Here is a 15,358-nt window from a genome sequence, read left to right on the forward strand (position 1 = left end):
ATGTAGCAGTTTGATGGTGAAAAAGGATAAAAATATAAAATTCTATTATTCAAGCAATCAAGACATGTTTGGTATTATGTTTAAAAAAATTTTCATTACTCTAATCTGCTTTAGCTTTCTTTTCTTAGCTACTGCTTGCCAAGCAGAAAAAGAGGCTGTTATGCCTGATAAACCCATTGAAATTTCATTAAACATGACTGCTAAAGAGTTATACGACACAAACCCTGAGTATAAAGCTTTTCAAGAAGCGGACGCTCAGCCTATGGGCGTTACTTTCCAAGGTTACGACTTTCCAATATAAAGAGCCTACTGTCATTATTAAATATCCTAATGGTGAGTTAAGTATTGACGGTGTTATGTCAGTCTTGGCTTACGACGATGACGAACAAGCAAATTACAAACTCTCAAAAATCAATCTTGGCTTTTTATTCAACCATAAAGTAAGCGGTATATCAGACGAAAACGCTTATAAAAAAATGATGTCTTTCTTTAAACAGCTACAAGATAAAGGTTGGACTTATGCTAAAAGTTTAAGTGAACCTCGTTTAAGCCCTAAAGACAGCTTTGCATTTGCCACAAAAGAAGGTGGAAGTGACTTTAATCTTGATTACACCTACCCTTTGAACTTTGAGCAATGGATGCAGCTCAGTGATTTACAAATATGGCAACTGCGACATGGTACAGATGTATTTATGAATATTAGAATAAATAGGCAAAGTGACCCTGAAACAGGCAACCATCATTACCTGATTAGCTTAGATGTTTTCGATGAGTTGGAATTAATAAAACAAATAATCCCTAATAACTATGATGAATCTTTGCCTAAAGAATATAGTAAGCTTTATGGTGGACTTCCTGAAGCTAGACTTTTTTTCGAGACTAAAGCTATCAAAATGGGATTGAAGATTCAGCAAAACCAACCTGACTATACTTTACCACTAGTACTTAAACAAACAGGCATAGATACTAGTGAGTTTGTCTCTATCGACCCTTACAAAATAACTTATGAAGAGTTTATTAAGCGTCAAGAGGCTGGAGAAGACATGACGCCCTATTATGAAAATAAAACCAAGCCTAATAAACCCGAAATCACCAGTCAAGCGAAAGGCCGCTGCCTAGCTGGTCAGCCCTGCCCTAAATCAGGCTACTGGCATACGTTTGCTAATGCAGACAGCCGAGCCTACTTTAAGCAAGGCGATATCATGCCGGATTACCCTAATAACCAATGGGGTGAAGTCATTTGGCAGTTTGATAGTGAAAAAGGGTAGTTTTTAATATTTCGTTCTAAACCACCTTTGGGTGGTTTTTTATATTTATTACTTTCCACTCAAGCTCAAACCCACGCGCAATCTGGACAACACAATCACCAACAGCACACCCCGACTCTGACTCAAACTGCATTGGGTGGTCTAACCCCTTTCGTTTGATCTCTCAGTATACTTTTGGAGACTCTACCTAAGTTTTACTGCATTTGCCAATCAAACGGCATTTGATGATGACCACGTAACGCCATCATTAGCGTCTGTTGCATCTGCGCCAATACTTCGTTGGTATACGGTATAGCAGGGACACCCCATACTGGATTTGGCCATTGCATGTCGTTCTGATAGCGAACGATATGATGGAAATGTAGCTGCGGTACTTGATTGCCCAGTGCTGCCACGTTCATTTTGTCGGCTTGAAAGGTCTTGGCCAGTTGGCTTGATAACCAGCTCGACTCACGTAAAAACTGCACTTGGTCTGCCTCAGACAGCTCATATAACTCTTTGATGCCTGATACTCGTGGCACCAATATCAACCAAGGAAACTGGCAATCATTAATTAGACGACAAGTCGATAAAGGGAAATCCCCCACTAAGAAACTATCAGCAGCAAGTTTATGATGAAGTTGGAACATAATGACGGTTCTCTTGTTATGACGCTTGAATAAAAGGAAATGAATTAAAAACTTAATGGGTTATAGCCAGTTCAATATGAAAAAGATACGACAAATAAAGCATCCAGCTGGGATGACTTTTAGGGTGAATCGACTGTATAAAGATAATAGGCTAAATATAGAATGTCGCTATTTTATCAGTTATCCAGTTGATAAAATAGCACCATGACTGATTGCCTTGGAATGTTCGTTTGGCGTAGCATAGTTGACGCCTGTACCTGCTAAGCCGTTGCTTAGAACAAAGCTAAACAGGCTCTGTCACCATATGCTCACTAAAGTAGCGTAATAGCTCTTGGATCACAGTGACGCGCTGCTGCGGTGTTGCCAGTTTATCGACATCTTGGTAACGAATACCAGAGGCACCATTCATACGATAGCGCTGTCCATTGCTCTGAATCAATTTAATAATCGCTAACGCATCAACGGGTGTATCAGGCGCAAACTCTAAGGTCATACTGCTGCTATTGGCATCAATCTTATTAATCTTTAGTGGCTCGGCTTGTATACGCAGTCCGTGAATGGCAAAAAGCTGCTTGGTTTGATCGGGTAATATGCCAAAACGGTCAATCATTTCGGTACGGATATCAGTGAGCGCTTCTTTATCATCGGCATTACTGATACGTTTATAAAACAACAAACGCTGATGCACATCGTGCAAATACTCTTCTGGTATCAATGCCGAGCTATGCAGATTAATTTCGCTAGTCAGTGACAATGGCGTACTCAAATCGGGCTCTTTACCCGCTTTAATCGCTTTTGTCGCGCGTTCCAGCATGTCCATATATAAACTGAAGCCAATCGCTTGCATATTGCCACTTTGCTGCTTACCAAGTATCTCGCCAGCCCCGCGAATCTCTAAGTCTTCACTTGCCAGCATAAAACCTGCACCCAGCGTATTGGCGCGTTCAATAGCATGTAAGCGTCGCTTGGCATCACCTTTGAGACCCTTAATAGACGGCACAAGTAAGTAACAATACGCTTGATGATGGCTACGACCTACACGACCACGCAGCTGATGCAATTGCGCCAAGCCAAACTTGTCAGCGCGCTCAATGATAATGGTATTGGCATTCGGCACATCAATACCGGTTTCGATAATGGTCGAGCATATCAGGACGTTGAATTTTTTATGATAATACTGCTGCATTACTTGTTCAAGTTGGCGCTCTTGCATTTGACCATGAGCGACCCCTACTCGCGCCTCTGGTACTAGCTCGCGAATGGTCTCAGCCATACGCTCGATACTGGCAACATCGTTATGAAGCAAATACACCTGACCACCGCGCAGTAACTCGCGCAAGATAGCCTCTTTCATTAATGCTTCTGTTTTTTGCATGACAAAGGTTTTAATCGCCAGACGACGAGCAGGTGGCGTAGCAATAATCGACATATCACGCATACCGGAGAGCGCCATATTAAGCGTTCTAGGGATTGGGGTCGCTGTCATCGACATACTATCTACATCGGTCTGAATCGCCTTAATACGCTCCTTATGACGCACACCGAATCGATGCTCTTCATCGACAATCATCAGGCCCAAATTAGAAAACTTCACATCCGGTTGTAATAACTTATGAGTGCCGATAACAATATCAACTTTACCAGCCGTCAAGTCAGCCAATACCGTATCTTGATGCTTTTTACCGCCAAAGCGCGACAGCGTTTCGACTCGTACCGGCCAATCAGCAAAGCGATCGCGAAAATTGTCTTCATGCTGACCTGCCAGCAAAGTCGTCGGTACCAATACCGCTACTTGATAGCCAGCACTAACCGCAATGAACGCAGCGCGCATAGCGACTTCAGTTTTACCAAAACCTACATCACCGCATATGAGGCGATCCATTGGTTGGTTTTGCCTCATGTCCTCCATAACGGCATGGATAGCATTGGCTTGATCGGGTGTTTCTTCAAAAGCAAATTGACTGGCAAACAGCTCATACTGTGATGAGTCGATTTTAAAATGAATGCCGACTTTAGCTTCACGCCGTGCTTGCATATTGAGCAGTTCAGCAGCAACATCATGAATTTGCTCCAAAGCTTTTTGCTTGGCTTTGTCCCATTTGCCGCTGCCGATTTTATGCAATGGCGCAAGTGCAGGATCACCGCCACTATAACGGCTGATCATTTGTAGATTGGCGACTGGCACATAAATACTGGCATCATCAGCGTATTTCAAATGAATAAACTCTTGCTCGCCATCACCCACATCTAGTGTAATCAGACCATTATAGCGACCGATACCGTGCTCGATATGCACCACAGGGCTGCCTTCGGTTATCTCGGTGACACTCTTAACCAAAAACTCTTCTGACACACCGCTTTGACGACGGCGACGCGTTTGCAGTACTTGCCGACCAAATAATTGCGTCTCACTAATCAGCACTAAACGCTCAGGGACATAAACGCCGCGTTCAATGGGTGCAACCGTGAGACCAACCTGTGGTAGCTTTTTATCATTGAGTCCAGTAGTTTTATCAGCTGCTAAAAACGCTTCAAAGCTATCATAAGCTTTGATGTCTATTTTACCTTTAAACAGCTCAATCAGAATCTCACGGCGACCTGCTGTTTCGGCAACGATTAATACTGGTGTCGCCGTTTGCGCTTGTAGCGCTAAAAATTCTAATAACTCCGTGAGAGGTTCAGCTTTTTGATGATTCACTGATAATTGCGGTGGCTCTAGCGCGCTTAACGTCACCAAGCCTTGCTGTTTATTTGCCGCAAGTGGCAGTTGTGGCTGTGAATCTGACTGTTGTTCAACCTCTAACAATGAAGCATCTTCTAATAACGCATCATCGCTGTCAATCGCAGCGACATCGGTCATGGTAGCCAATTCATTACGGGCACTGAGAATCACGCGTGGATAGTGGTTGAGGTGCTCGTTTAAAGTATTTGATAATAAATACAACAATTCAGGGGCGACAATAGGCTTGTCAATATCATGACGACGCTCTTCATAACGGCGCTGAATCTGTGACCAGTAATCTGCTTGCTTTTCGTTAATTAGCTCATCTGTTACAAATAGGGCATCGCTTGGTAAATAGGCAAATAAGCTACTCTCCGCCTCCCAATCCTTTAAATCAAAAAATAATGGTTGGTAGTATTCTAATCCGCTACTGGCGATACCTGCCATCACATCTTTATGCAGCTCAAACTTACGACTACTGGCACTAGGGAACATGGCAGCAAAGTTGGTGCGGAAAGTCTCACGCCCTTCATCGAGTGGGAACTCTTTCGCCGGTAGGATTTGAAATTGCTGGATAGGCTTTGAGATATCTGGCAGTTTATGCAGTAGCGACAATGACTCTTTGCCCATGCTACTATCATTGCCACTCATCATCGTTTTAAGGTCATCGACAGTCAACGTCCGCTGGGTCTGCGGATTAAAGAAGCGAATGGTCTCAATTTCATCGTCAAACAGATCTAGACGTAGCGGAAACGGCTGACCCATCGCAAAGATATCAATGATGCTACCGCGTACGGCAAATTCGCCCGGCTCAAAGACATTCTCAACTGCACGGTAACCTGCCTTTGCCAATAGACCACGTTGAGTGTTGATATCAAATCGATCACCCACACTCAAATCAAAATGCTGCCCTATCAGCCAGCTTGGCGGTGCGACCCGATGCATCAAAGCTTGAACCGAGATGAGCAGCACCCCTGTCGTTGGCATATCGGTTAATAGATTGATACGCTCACTGACAATATCTTGATGCGGGGACAGCTCATCATAAGTCAATGTCTCCCAATCGGGGAACACATAAGCATCGACCCCGCAAAATGCCAATTCCGTCTCTATCTGATTGAGCTGGTTTTGGTCACGGGTTACCACAACCTTCAAACGGTCAGCAACATTCCATAGCGGCGTTTGTACCAGACTTGCCAGCCACAAACTGCTGACGGCCCCATGCACAGGTACCAGCCAACGCCGCTGGGCATTCTGGATAGGAAACAACTGCTGGTTAATCGGATCAAAGGCGTCAGTCAAAGCAGTGATAGGCATAAAGGATAGGATCAATGTTAAGAGTCAGAAAGCTATTATACGAATATTTCAGCAATTACCAAAATTTATGCCGTAACGGTTTGTCACTTAGCATTTTTATTAAAAACCCAACAACTAAATAGTTGATAAAAATCATATTCGTACATAAAGACAGGATGATTAAATGTAAAAACCTCAACGGTTAAGCTGAGGTTTTTGAGTTATATTCATTAAGCTGTTTTTGAATTATAAGCTGTTTTTAAATTAATGGCTTGTCGCTAGCGATAATGCCATTATTGTCTGCGTAGACAAACATGCCAGAATTTAGCATTAAATCACCAAAGCTAATTTCAATGTCCGTCTGGCCTTCATCGCGGCGATTCGACTTGCGCGGGATACAACCAAGCGCCATGACACCGATATTCATTGCTGCCATATCATCGACATCACGAACACAGCCGTACACCACGACCCCTGCCCAGTCATTATCAATCGCTGACTGCGCAATCATATCGCCTAACAGCGCGCAACGCATTGAGCCACCGCCGTCGACCACCAATACTTTGCCATTACCGTCTTGGTCTTTACCATCGCTGTTCAGTAATGACTTTACACGGCTATTGTCTTCAAAGCATTTCACCGTCACGATTTCACCGCAAAATCTGTCTTTGCCACCAAAACGATGAAACGACTTGCCTTCGATATTAGGCAAACATACCTGAGACTCAGGATTGGCATCCAATAAATCACAGGTCACAAAGTTCTCTTTATTCATCGCGGTTGATTCTGGCATCGTGTCTGACATGATCAAGCTCCCTAACTACTTATGATTGATTTTAACTTTTTTTGATATACTACTTAGGCTATTTTTTCACTCTGGTCATCGCCAGCATCTGCTTATTTTCGATAATATTAGTATGCTTAATTAGCGGTTCCGTACGGTATTTACTACGCTGATAAATATCATTGGCGCTCATCGCCATTGCACTAGCGACGCGCTTGGCAGAAATGGGATGCAACGATAAAGACTCTGACAATAACGGTGAGATAAGTTTAAAGGCTTTTTGACCAAGGCTTTCAAGCGGACGTCCCTTGTGTTTACCAAGTAACAATGATGGGCGAAAAATCACTAGCTGCGCAAAATCTAATGCGCTAATTGACTGTTCAGTTTCAGCCTTTACTCGATTGTACAAAAACCGACTGTCGATATCGGCATTCATTGAAGACAATAAAAAGAAATTTTCAACGCCTTTATCGTGGCATAGTTTGGCAAAGTTCATATTATAATCATGATCGACTTTTCGAAACGCTTCGTCACTGCCAGCCTGCTTTTTTGTGGTACCGAGGCAACTAAAGGCATCTGTCGTTCGGTCAACACCCACACTGACAAATATTTCGCTTAGATTGTCGAAGTCATTGACCTGATAAAAGCGCATACTGGCATTGATGTAGCGTGGCGGATGCCGTGCAATCACAATCAACGTGTCGTAAAGCTCACTCAATTGTTTGACAAGGTGTTCCCCCACCAATCCTGTCGCGCCAATCATAATTGCTTTTCGCTGCATACCTTATCCATTTATATAATGTTAGAAAATCCATGATTATGAGAAGACATATCCGTAAAGACAGATTGCTCCTCTATCATACCTAAATTAACAGATAACTGAGCTCATTAAGCACAGTTTATTGTAAGAGATTTTGTCAGTGATAGGTATGACTTGGCAGCTGACTTTACTCTTAATAGCCTAATAAAGTAAAATATTAGCAAATAGTTTAACTACTTTGAGCATTAACCATCAAATATATTGTTCTAAGCGCAATAATTTGCTAAGATAACCGGCTTTACACGTCAACGCTGTTTAATTATTCCAAACAGTTCTGACGCTTGCGATGATCTATTGATATTAGATACCCTATTAATATCAGACATCGACATCATGTTTGGCGAGAGGCTGCTCGTCACCGATGATTGTTAAACCCATTATTGCAATCAACATTCATATTTTTATCTGTCTTTATCAAGGAGATACGCGTGGCTAATACTGCACAAGCTCGTAAACGCGCCCGTCAAAACACCAAACGTCGTCAGAACTCTGCGTCACAACGCTCTATGGTTCGTACTTACTTAAAACGTGTTGATGCGGCAATCGCAGCTAAAGATTATGACGCGGCTACCGAAGCTTACAAAAAAGCGGTACCGGTTCTTGATCGTATGGCTGACAAAGGTATTATTCATAAGAATAAAGCTGCTCGTCGTAAGAGCCGCCTAAACAAAACAATCAAAGGCCTTCAAGCTTAAGATTTGTTCTGTTTAGACCGTAAGCATAAAAAAACCTTGTCACTGGTTCTAATACTGGGGCAAGGTTTTTTTATGCTATTCTTATTTGTATATGGATATTTAGGAGAGGCTCAGTGGAATCAATGACTAAGCGTGCAATCGTGATCGGTGGTTCTTTAGCTGGGCTGTTTTCAGGGACACTATTACGTTCTATTGGCTGGCAAGTAGATATTTACGAGCGTTCTGCTCATGATTTGGATAGCAGAGGCGGTGGTGTTGTTTTGCAAGCTGATGTCGTGACTGCTCTTAAAAAGGCGGGAATTGCGACAGATAAGCTAGGCGTCGATGCTCTTGAGCGCTATTATCTGCAAAAAAATGGCTCAATTGAAAAAATGGCCATGCGTCAGACGCTCACCTCTTGGAATATTCTTTATCGCTCGATGCGAAGACACTTTCCAGATAAGCATTATCATCAAGGTAAAGTATTAGCGCAGGTACAATCAAAAGGTGCTAAAGTAACAGCTGTTTTTGTTGATGGCTCTTGTGAAACTGGAGATTTATTGATTGGTGCTGACGGGCCAAATTCAACTGTACGCCAACAGCTTTTGCCCACTTATGAGCCTCAATATGCAGGTTACGTGGCTTATAGAGGTTTGATCGACGAAGCTGACTTAGCGCCAGAAGTGGCTAAGATATTTACTGAACGGTTTGTATTTTATGATTTTCCAAACTCGCATATTTTGGCCTACGTCATTCCTGGTGAAAACGAATCGCTGGTTCCAGGAAAACGCCGATTTAACTGGGTTTGGTACGTTAACTATGATGAGAAAACGGAGTTAGCTCATATACTTACCGACAAAAACAGTAAATGTAGAACGCATTCTGTGCCGCCAGGAATGATGTCGCCTGCTGTTGATCGAGCAATGCGAAGCTACGCAGATCTTGTACTCGCTGACCCCTTCAAAAAATTAGTAGCCGCGACTAAAGAGCCTTTTGTACAGTCGATTTTAGACTTAACAGTGCCGCAGATGGCTTTCGATAGAATGGCACTGATAGGAGATGCCGCTTTTATTCCTCGGCCTCATACAGCAGCGGGTACGGCAAAAGCAGCAGCAAACGCTATTTCGTTGGTAGAGGCACTCGTTGACCATAGTCATAACGTTCCTAAAGCCTTACAGGCATGGGAGAGTAACCAGCTATCGCATGGCATGCAATTATGGAAACATGGTCGCAGTGTGGGTGATCGTTCTCAGTTTTCTTATGGTAAAAGCCGAACAGAGGGATAAAAAATAAAATTCGACTGATTTTCCATTTTTGAGATGAATGGGTCAAGTTTGTGCTTAATAAGCATAAAACCCCTTTGAAAATTAAGTCCACTTCACTTTTGGTGGCAGCAATAATTTGCTAGGATGAAAGCCGGCAGCACGGTAACCTTCTAACAAAGTACTAACAGGACGAATATAAACCTCACCACGCCAGACAAAATAAGCATTCGCCTGATCAAAAGGCTTGTCATCGAACCACAAAAACACCCCTTCCATCATCTTAGGCCAATCATTCCAATCGATTTCGGTCACATCAAGCATTACCGCCAAAAAAGCTGATAACAAAGTATCATGACTAACAGCGAGCATCAAATGCCCATGCTGCGGCTGATGTTGATAAAAGAGCGATAAAATATCAAGACCACCTTGATAGGCATTTTTAGTACCTTCGAGGTTTCCTTGCAAAAAACGATTAATAAAGTTAAGCACACCAATTTCTTTGAATACGACATTGGCAATCTCAGGTTCAGTAACCAGACTGCCCGGCTCCACTAGCAATGATTGATGAGCAATATGACGCTGTAACCCCGCCCCTTCTTGCATCAATTGTGCCGTGTCAATGCAGCGCCCAATCGGACTTGAGATGCTATCGACATCGAGCGAATACGGCAGGTGTCCTGCTAGCCAACGTCCCCAAGACTTAGCCAATATGCGACCTTTAGGCGTGAGCGGCAACTGATAACTGGCAAAACCGTTACCATCAGAACGCTCGCGTAGAGAGTGCCTAGTAAATAAAATCAGTCGCTTATTATCAGGTAATAAGCTGACCGAAGAGATCATACTGTCAGGTAAGTGTGACGGCGCAGGCGCACTTGGCGTGTGACTCGCAAGCTTATCTGCGGATAGTTTTGACTGGGTACTAATAGGATATTTGCTCATGCTAGCAAGCCTAGCAGATTTTTTATCAGGAATGAACAAAATATAAATCCAGTTGCAATATAAGCAGCGATAATGAACGGACTTTTAAGACCAATTATGAATGATGAATGATGAATGATAGGCTATTTCAGAATGCGCTAAGCCACTGCTAGCGATCCAACGTATTTACACGAAAAACGGCTCAACCAATATCAATGACTTTATCCCAAGCAAAGGCTAATGCTGTACTACTCACCTCGTTTGGATAAGCGCGTGGATTGACAATCACTCGGGTATTACCAATACGATAGTCAAATGCTTCGTGCGTATGTCCATGCACCCACAGCGTAGGCGCCCAAGTTTCATGCATCCAGCCAGATAAATCACTGACGAACGCTGCATTACTGGGTAGGCTGGCATACTTCTCAGACACTGATAATGCACTGATGCTATGATGACTCATCACTATCGTTTTTTTGCCCAGTGTTTTCGCGGTTATCAAGGCTTGTTGTAACCATTGACGCTGCTCAGCATGCAATTGCATAGACAGCTCAGGTGAGAATAGCTGATCACCAGCATATATTTGCGTATAGTCCCGCATAAAGCGTTTAGCAGCGACCATAGTGTCCTCATTCGCTTGGTACTGATAATCAGTCCATAGCGTACACCCTAAGATGCGTACTTCTCCGATATCAATATGCTGACACTGGAGCACGCGCATGCCTTTGGCTGAGGTTTCATCGTAATTATCCCATGTTGCCAATTTCTGATCGAAATTTAGCACATCTTCTTTGAAATACTCATGATTTCCCGCGATGGTAATAAGCGGTACCTGTAAACGTGCAGCTTGCTCTTGTAGCCACGGCATGCCGCTATCACTATTAGCGGTGTCACCAGCGACCAATACAATGTCTGCATCGGTCTTAGGAATATGCCCCATCGGATGCAATTGCCGGGCATAGCTGTCAATGTGTAAGTCACTTAATATCTGTAATTTCATATTATCCAACATCATTTAGTGGCGTTATTATTAAAAATCTAATTAGCGATAAACGCTCATGATAGTAATATTCATATTTAGTTAGATGAACATTTTTGATATGGCCATTATATTTTAGAAAGGTTGTAAGCATAAATTTAAGTAGTGTAGCAGCTTTTCCTTGTCCATCAAAAAGTAAAAAGACAGCCATTTAGGCTGTCTTTTTACTTGATATCTATTCAAACTTAAATACTTTGAAGTATCTTCTGTAGTTTAGCAGTAGGATTTTGCGCTTGAGTAATAGAGCGTCCAATGACCAGATAATCAGAACCCTCCATCAATGCTTGACTCGGCGTACAAATACGCTTTTGATCATCCGCGCTGTCATCAGCGAGTCGGATGCCAGGCGTGATCAGCTTAAAGTCTTTACCGCATAAAGCCTTAAGCACTTTTGCTTCTTGGGCAGAACACACCACACCATCTAGACCAGCTTGCTTGGTCAATTGTGCTAGGCGGCTGACTTGCGCATCTAAACCGTCCGTGATGCCCGTTTGCATCAATGCTTGATTGTCCATAGAAGTCAGCACAGTGACGGCAATCAACAAGGTCTCAAAATTACCGTCTAACAGGCGTTGTTTGGCCAATGACATCGCCTCTAAGCCCGCGCTTGCATGGACATTAACCATCCATACGCCAAGCTCAGCTGCCGCCAATACTGCTTGAGCCGTGGTATTAGGAATATCATGAAACTTTAAGTCCAAGAACACCTCAAAGTCACGCTGATGCAATGCCTTGACGATATCAGGGCCACAACGAGTAAACAGCTCTTTACCCACTTTTAATCGACATAACGTTGGGTCTAATTGATCAGCTAGCGCCAAGGATGCATCTAAAGTCATGTTATCTAAAGCAACGATGACTGGAGAGTTAGTTATATTATTCATGGTTTTGCCATATATCAGAGTTATAAAAGCATTGTATTTTTAAAATTAGCCGCGCCGCCATTATCAAGCCGCTTAGTCTCGCTTATGCTTAATCAAAGTAGAGCCTTCATCTATATTAACTGCTGTATCTTGAGTCTGGGTCGCCGCTGTCCCGTAGACCGCATCTTCTACTGTTGGTGCATTTGCTTGACGATCAATAACGACATTGGCTTGGGTCAATTGCTCTTGCAAATGATTGTTGGCCTTGTTAAGGCGCGAGATTTCCCACTTATTTTGTAAGACGCGGAAGATAAGCAATGCTAGCAAAATACCGATAATTATACCGAGTATTAAACAGAGTATCAGCAGCAGCCCCAAATTCATCGTCGGTGCTTGTGAGAACAGCAAGTTTACGCCAACCTCAGTATTATTTGCTAATACCAAGCCAAGCGAATAAGCAAAGCTTAAAAACAGTAATACAAACAGTAAAAAGCGCATGAAAGATACCTCAGTTTTGAATGGAGCTAACAGTTTAAAGATAGCATTCTAGAGTGCATCATCAATTAACACATCTATTACCAGTACTAACATAGCCACTACTAGTTATTTGCTACTTTATCATTTACGGCTTCACGTAGTGCTTTACCCGGCTTAAAATGCGGAATAGCTTTGGCAGGTACAGGCACGCTTTCCCCTGTTTTTGGGTTGCGCCCCATACGAGCGCGGCGATGATGTAGACAAAAACTACCAAACCCACGAACCTCTACCCGACCATCATTGGCTAAAGTATGGGTCATCAAATTTAATATTTCACGTACTGCATCATCTACAACTGTGTCAGTTATATTTTCACAATTCGCACTCAAATTACTAATAAATTCGGATTTGTTAATCGCTTGCTGCATTATGACGCTTGCCCTGTTGATTAATGGATAAAATGATTGTGAGTCAAAATTTGGTTTTTACGATGACTATTTATAGCATTATACTGAATTAACTTAGAAACATCTAAAGTCACAACTGCTTCTATAAGCCGATATTATTTATATAAAACTAAATCCGACTGATATATTGTTACTCAATGTTGCAAATGATAGCGGATATTAGGATAAATGGAAATAAGAGTTTGTCTGTTTGAGCAAAAACTTCCATTACTGACCACGTTATACAAATTTAATCATAAAAAAAAGCGACCGGAGTCGCTTTTTTTACATTACTTTTATATCAATAGCTTAGCAACTTACTGCATTTGTTCTTTGATCAAGTCACCAATTGTTTTTGGCTGTGCATCAGTTCCTGGAGCAGCAGTCGTGCTAGTGCTACCAAGATCTTTAATCGCTTGACGCTCTTCAGCTTCGTCTTTCGCTTTGATAGACAAGTTGATGTTGCGTGTTTTACGATCAACACTGATGATTTTAGCTTCAACATCATCACCAACTGTTAGATGCTTAGTCGCATCTTCAACGCGGTCACGTTGGATCTCAGAGGCACGTAGATAAGCTTCTACTTCGTCAGCAAGTTCGATAGTAGCACCTTTAGCGTCTACTTCTTTCACTTTACCATTAACGATAGCACCGCGGTCATTGTTGACTAGGTATTCGTTGAATGGATCAGAGCTTAGCTGCTTAACGCCTAGGCTGATACGGTTAGCTTCTGCATCTACAGACAATACCATTGCTTCAACGGTGTCGCCTTTATTGTAGTTACGGATAGCATCTTCGCCAGTTTCGTTCCAAGAGATATCAGATAGATGAACCAGACCATCAATACCACCATCTAAACCGATAAAGATACCGAAGTCAGTGATTGATTTGATCGTACCAGTGATTTTATCACCGCGCTCATGTTTCTTATCAAACTCATCCCATGGATTGGCTAGAGTCTGTTTGATACCTAGGCTGATACGACGACGTTCTTCATCGATATCAAGAATCATTACTTCAACTTCATCGCCCACTTGAACTACTTTTGATGGGTGGATGTTTTTGTTGGTATGATCCATTTCTGACACGTGCACTAGACCTTCGATGCCTTCAGAAATCTCAGCAAAACAACCATAATCAGTTAGGTTAGTAACGCGTGCTTTAACAACGCTACCCACTGGGTATGTGCCGCCAACGTTATCCCAAGGATCAGTACCAAGTTGTTTTAGACCTAGGCTAACGCGATTGCGCTCACGGTCAAACTTCAATACTTTAACTTTTAGGTCTTGACCAACTTCAACCACCTCAGATGGGTGCTTGATACGGCGCCATGCCATGTCAGTGATGTGCAATAGACCATCGATACCACCTAGGTCAACGAATGCACCGTAATCAGTAAGGTTCTTAACGATACCTTCGATCTCGATACCTTCTTCAAGCTTGTTCAATAGCTCTTCGCGCTCAGCTGAGTTTTCAGCTTCCATAACTGCACGACGGCTAACCACAACGTTGTTGCGTTTTTGATCAAGTTTGATGACTTTGAATTCTAGCTCTTTGCCTTCAAGATGCGTGGTATCACGGATAGGACGTACATCTACCAATGAACCTGGCAAAAACGCGCGTACTGAACCGATATCTACGGTAAAGCCGCCTTTAACTTTGCTAGAAATAATACCTTTAACGATCTCATCATTGTCAGAGATTTTCTCAAGGAAATTCCAAGTCTCAACGCGTTTGGCTTTTTCGCGTGACAGTAAGGTTTGACCCATACCGTTATCAACCGCTTCAACCACAACATCGACACTATCGCCAACTTCAACTTCAAGTTCGCCTTCTTCGCTTAAAAACTCTTCACGAGCGACGATACCTTCAGACTTAAGACCAGTATCTACTGTAATCCAATCACTATCGATGGCTACAACAGTACCTGTGATAACCGAGCCACGCTCGATATCAAGACCTGTTTCTTCGATGCTCGCTTCAAATAGTTCAGCAAATGATTCCATTATGTCTACCTTTGTATAGCCGTATCCTGTCCAGCACAGTACGGATCAAATTTATGACTATATAAAACGGAATACTGGTTTTATATCCTACATAGTCATATAAAAAAACGTTTGTTGCTAATAAGCGCATTATTCATAAACACAATGTTTA

At 42.6% G+C, this 15,358-nt stretch carries 14 protein-coding genes; 4 read left to right on the forward strand and 10 right to left on the reverse strand.

Annotated features, from left to right (window positions below; translation table 11 throughout):
* The first annotated feature begins 16 nt into the window (after nucleotides 1-16).
* Together JMY08_RS03935 and JMY08_RS03940 are read left to right on the forward strand one after the other, a co-directional pair.
* Nucleotides 17-301 (forward strand): hypothetical protein, encoded by a 285-nt coding sequence (locus tag JMY08_RS03935; RefSeq protein WP_201590923.1) that lies wholly within the window; start codon nucleotides 17-19, stop codon nucleotides 299-301.
* Between the two features lie 64 nt (nucleotides 302-365).
* Nucleotides 366-1,268: a hypothetical protein gene (locus JMY08_RS03940; RefSeq protein WP_201590926.1), complete on the forward strand. Its 903-nt coding sequence runs from the start codon at nucleotides 366-368 to the stop codon at nucleotides 1,266-1,268.
* Nucleotides 1,269-1,462: 194 nt separating this feature from the next.
* Here JMY08_RS03940 and JMY08_RS03945 read toward each other — a convergent pair whose 3' ends face one another.
* The 4 genes from JMY08_RS03945 to JMY08_RS03960 form a co-directional block, all read right to left on the reverse strand.
* The gene (locus JMY08_RS03945) at nucleotides 1,463-1,897 is read right to left on the reverse strand and encodes an HIT domain-containing protein (RefSeq protein ID WP_189580711.1); all 435 of its coding nucleotides are present in this window, start codon (nucleotides 1,895-1,897) and stop codon (nucleotides 1,463-1,465) included.
* Nucleotides 1,898-2,180: 283 nt separating this feature from the next.
* Entirely contained in the window at nucleotides 2,181-5,936 is a 3,756-nt protein-coding gene (gene mfd / locus JMY08_RS03950) for a transcription-repair coupling factor (protein WP_201590929.1), read from the reverse strand.
* Between the two features lie 238 nt (nucleotides 5,937-6,174).
* Entirely contained in the window at nucleotides 6,175-6,690 is a 516-nt protein-coding gene (gene rraA, locus JMY08_RS03955) for a ribonuclease E activity regulator RraA (protein WP_227679590.1), read from the reverse strand.
* A gap of 88 nt (nucleotides 6,691-6,778) precedes the next feature.
* The gene (locus JMY08_RS03960) at nucleotides 6,779-7,480 is read right to left on the reverse strand and encodes an NAD-dependent epimerase/dehydratase family protein (RefSeq protein WP_201590932.1); all 702 of its coding nucleotides are present in this window, start codon (nucleotides 7,478-7,480) and stop codon (nucleotides 6,779-6,781) included.
* 467 nt (nucleotides 7,481-7,947) lie between these two features.
* On the opposite strand from JMY08_RS03960, the gene rpsT reads away from it, so the two are divergent.
* Both rpsT and JMY08_RS03970 read left to right on the forward strand, forming a co-directional pair.
* A complete protein-coding gene (gene rpsT / locus JMY08_RS03965; protein ID WP_010200097.1) occupies nucleotides 7,948-8,214 on the forward strand; it encodes a 30S ribosomal protein S20 in 267 nt (88 codons plus the stop codon).
* 122 nt (nucleotides 8,215-8,336) lie between these two features.
* Nucleotides 8,337-9,479, forward strand: coding sequence for an FAD binding domain-containing protein (locus JMY08_RS03970; protein WP_194619628.1), 1,143 nt, complete (start codon nucleotides 8,337-8,339; stop codon nucleotides 9,477-9,479).
* Between the two features lie 81 nt (nucleotides 9,480-9,560).
* Here the strand turns inward: JMY08_RS03970 and JMY08_RS03975 are convergent, their stop codons facing one another.
* From JMY08_RS03975 to rpsA, 6 genes are all read right to left on the reverse strand, one after another.
* Nucleotides 9,561-10,397 carry a histidine phosphatase family protein gene (locus JMY08_RS03975; protein WP_194619014.1) on the reverse strand — a complete coding sequence of 279 codons (837 nt, stop codon included), beginning with the start codon at nucleotides 10,395-10,397 and terminating at the stop codon, nucleotides 9,561-9,563.
* A gap of 181 nt (nucleotides 10,398-10,578) precedes the next feature.
* On the reverse strand, nucleotides 10,579-11,376 hold the full coding sequence (locus JMY08_RS03980) for a metallophosphoesterase (RefSeq protein ID WP_227669858.1): 798 nt from the start codon (nucleotides 11,374-11,376) through the stop codon (nucleotides 10,579-10,581).
* Between the two features lie 224 nt (nucleotides 11,377-11,600).
* Entirely contained in the window at nucleotides 11,601-12,299 is a 699-nt protein-coding gene (gene pyrF, locus JMY08_RS03985) for an orotidine-5'-phosphate decarboxylase (RefSeq protein WP_194619016.1), read from the reverse strand.
* A 72-nt stretch (nucleotides 12,300-12,371) separates the two neighbouring features.
* Nucleotides 12,372-12,776 carry a lipopolysaccharide assembly protein LapA domain-containing protein gene (locus tag JMY08_RS03990; RefSeq protein ID WP_194619017.1) on the reverse strand — a complete coding sequence of 135 codons (405 nt, stop codon included), beginning with the start codon at nucleotides 12,774-12,776 and terminating at the stop codon, nucleotides 12,372-12,374.
* A 101-nt stretch (nucleotides 12,777-12,877) separates the two neighbouring features.
* Nucleotides 12,878-13,183 carry an integration host factor subunit beta gene (locus JMY08_RS03995; RefSeq protein WP_010200120.1) on the reverse strand — a complete coding sequence of 102 codons (306 nt, stop codon included), beginning with the start codon at nucleotides 13,181-13,183 and terminating at the stop codon, nucleotides 12,878-12,880.
* 335 nt (nucleotides 13,184-13,518) lie between these two features.
* Complete coding sequence (gene rpsA, locus JMY08_RS04000; protein WP_189580689.1) at nucleotides 13,519-15,207, reverse strand: 30S ribosomal protein S1; 1,689 nt, start codon at nucleotides 15,205-15,207, stop codon at nucleotides 13,519-13,521.
* Nucleotides 15,208-15,358: the final 151 nt, after the last annotated feature.

The sequence above is a fragment of the Psychrobacter sp. Pi2-51 genome (assembly GCF_904846665.1).
In the GTDB taxonomy this organism is placed as follows: domain Bacteria; phylum Pseudomonadota; class Gammaproteobacteria; order Pseudomonadales; family Moraxellaceae; genus Psychrobacter; species Psychrobacter glaciei.

Bases quoted from the DNA above. Each gene is read 5' to 3' on its own strand.
- JMY08_RS03945 (WP_189580711.1), bottom strand. From the start codon at position 1,897: ATGTTCCAACTTCATCATAAACTTGCTGCTGATAGTTTCTTAGTGGGG.
- mfd (WP_201590929.1), bottom strand. From the start codon at position 5,936: ATGCCTATCACTGCTTTGACTGACGCCTTTGATCCGATTAACCAGCAG.
- rraA (WP_227679590.1), bottom strand. From the start codon at position 6,690: ATGAATAAAGAGAACTTTGTGACCTGTGATTTATTGGATGCCAATCCT.
- JMY08_RS03960 (WP_201590932.1), bottom strand. From the start codon at position 7,480: ATGCAGCGAAAAGCAATTATGATTGGCGCGACAGGATTGGTGGGGGAA.
- JMY08_RS03970 (WP_194619628.1), top strand. From the start codon at position 8,337: ATGACTAAGCGTGCAATCGTGATCGGTGGTTCTTTAGCTGGGCTGTTT.
- JMY08_RS03975 (WP_194619014.1), bottom strand. From the start codon at position 10,397: ATGAGCAAATATCCTATTAGTACCCAGTCAAAACTATCCGCAGATAAG.
- JMY08_RS03980 (WP_227669858.1), bottom strand. From the start codon at position 11,376: ATGAAATTACAGATATTAAGTGACTTACACATTGACAGCTATGCCCGG.
- pyrF (WP_194619016.1), bottom strand. From the start codon at position 12,299: ATGAATAATATAACTAACTCTCCAGTCATCGTTGCTTTAGATAACATG.
- JMY08_RS03990 (WP_194619017.1), bottom strand. From the start codon at position 12,776: ATGCGCTTTTTACTGTTTGTATTACTGTTTTTAAGCTTTGCTTATTCG.
- JMY08_RS03995 (WP_010200120.1), bottom strand. From the start codon at position 13,183: ATGCAGCAAGCGATTAACAAATCCGAATTTATTAGTAATTTGAGTGCG.
- rpsA (WP_189580689.1), bottom strand. From the start codon at position 15,207: ATGGAATCATTTGCTGAACTATTTGAAGCGAGCATCGAAGAAACAGGT.